This is a genomic window from Kitasatospora sp. NPDC058965, assembly GCF_042741245.1.
In the GTDB taxonomy this organism is placed as follows: Bacteria; Actinomycetota; Actinomycetes; order Streptomycetales; family Streptomycetaceae; genus Kitasatospora.
The window spans coordinates 1-1739 of record NZ_JBHYKG010000583.1 but is presented as its reverse complement, the minus strand read 5'-3'; the positions used below and the strand labels follow the sequence as shown (position 1 = coordinate 1739).

2 protein-coding genes and 1 pseudogene are annotated in these 1739 nt (G+C 76.9%); 2 read left to right on the top strand and 1 reads right to left on the bottom strand.

Translation table 11 applies throughout. The annotated features are described in order from the left end of the window. The first annotated feature begins 183 nt into the window (after positions 1-183). A complete protein-coding gene (locus ACFW1A_RS40370; protein WP_380418699.1) occupies positions 184-660 on the top strand; it encodes a hypothetical protein in 477 nt (158 codons plus the stop codon). Positions 661-686: 26 nt separating this feature from the next. Here the strand turns inward: ACFW1A_RS40370 and cpt are convergent, their stop codons facing one another. Then, positions 687-1223, bottom strand: a complete 537-nt coding sequence (gene cpt, locus ACFW1A_RS40365; RefSeq protein WP_380418697.1) for a chloramphenicol phosphotransferase CPT — start codon at positions 1221-1223, stop codon at positions 687-689. 107 nt (positions 1224-1330) lie between these two features. On the opposite strand from cpt, the pseudogene ACFW1A_RS40360 reads away from it, so the two are divergent. Continuing rightward, positions 1331-1739 (top strand): annotated as a pseudogene (locus ACFW1A_RS40360) (FUSC family protein); the annotation flags it as partial.

Genomic DNA, 1739 nt, shown 5'->3' with positions numbered 1-1739 from the left:
CTCCTCCTGGCTGAGGAGCGGCCGGGCGGTGCGGCCCGCGCGGGGTCGGCGCGGGCGGGCCGCGGCGGCCGGCCGGACGGACCGTCAGCCGCCGCGGGCGGTGCGCCCGCGGGCTCCGAGGGCACGCCCGGGTCCGCGGCGGTCCGCGGCAGTAAGCGCGCCGGCGGTGGGTAGGGAGGGGGCATGACCGGGCACGGGGGAGCACGGGCGGTGCGGGGGCTGCGCCGGCGGCGGGCGCACGCACTGCTGCGCAGCACGGTGGTCGGCGCGCTGGCCGCCTGGAGCCCGACCCTGCTGGTGGCGATCCCGCTCCAGCTGCTGCTCTCCCGACTGGGGTTCAGCTCGCTCCTCTTCCACCGGATGCTCGCGGCGACCCGGTGGAGTCCCCTGCTCGGTGCGGTGAGCGGTCTGGTCCTGCTGATCACGTTCCGCCGGGGAGCGCAGCGGCCCGACCCGGAGGCCTGGCGCGAACTGCTCGGCACGGCCGTGACCGTCGCCGTGCTGGCGCAGTTCGTCCTGCTGGCGCTGAGCCGGCGGTCGTCGTTCCCGCTGCTGATGGTGGTGCCCGCCGCGATCCCGGCGGTGTCGGTCGCGCTGCTCGGCGCCGGCTGGGTGGTGGCGCCGCTGACGTACCCGGAGGCGCGCGAGCGGCGCTGGTAGGGGCGCCGCCGCGGCCGGCGCGCGGGTCACCCGACGACGCGTGCCGCGATGAGGCGGGCGCAGTCCAGCGCCTGGGCGCGGCTGCTGTCGACCTCCAGGTCGTACACCACGCCCTGGTGCACCAGCTCGGCCTGGGCGGCGGCCATGCCGGGGACCCGGTCGCCGCGGGCCAGTTCACGCGCGGCGGCGACCTCGGCCTCGCAGCGCACGCCGACCCAGAGCACGCCGGTCCCGGCCAGCGCCCGCTGCCAGCGCTGCTGCGACTCGGCCCGGCCGAGGAAGACCTCGTCCACGATCACCCGGGCGCCCGCCCCGGCCATCGCGGCCACGCCGGCGATCCAGGCCGCCTCCAGCCGGCGGAACTCCGGCCCGACGGTCACCCGGCCGTCGGCCGCGATCTCGATCCCCGCCTCGCCGCGCTGCATCGCGGCCGGGAGCGAGGCGACGAAGACGTCCGCCCCGAGCGCCAGCCACGGCTGCGGCAGCACCGCCTGCAGGCAGCGGACGATCCCGGACTTGCCGGAGCTGGAGCCGCCGTTGATCATGATCACCCGAGTGGACACGGCGTCACCCTAACGGCCCCGGCGGCATCGCCCAACCGGATTCCGCTCCGGTCCGCCGGGCCCGGCACGGTTGCGCCCACCCCGCCCGGTGCCCGCATATGGGGAGCATGCTGGCACGGCTCCGCGCGCACGACCCGGACCTCGTCGCGACCCGCCGGGCCGCGCGCACCGCCGTCGTGATGCCGGCCCTGTTCGCGTTCTGCACCCAGGTGCTGCACGCGCCGACGGTGGCGAGCTTCGCCGCCTTCGGCTCGATCTCGATGCTGCTGCTGGTCGACTTCTCCGGCCCGATGGTGGAACGGCTGCTGGCCCAGGCCGGGTTGGCGGTGGCCTGGCTGGTGCTGATCTGCCTCGGCACGCTGGCGGCCCGGCACCTCTGGCTCGCCGTCACCGCGACCGTGCTGGTCGGCTTCGCCGTGCTCTTCGCGGGCGTGGTCAGTTCGGTGCTGGCGAGCAGTTCGACCGCGCTGCTGCTCGCGTTCGTGCTGCCGGTCAGCACTCCGGTGCCGCTCGGGC

Coding starts and splice junctions, on each gene's coding strand:
- ACFW1A_RS40370 (WP_380418699.1), top strand. CDS start 184: ATGACCGGGCACGGGGGAGCACGGGCGGTGCGGGGGCTGCGCCGGCGG.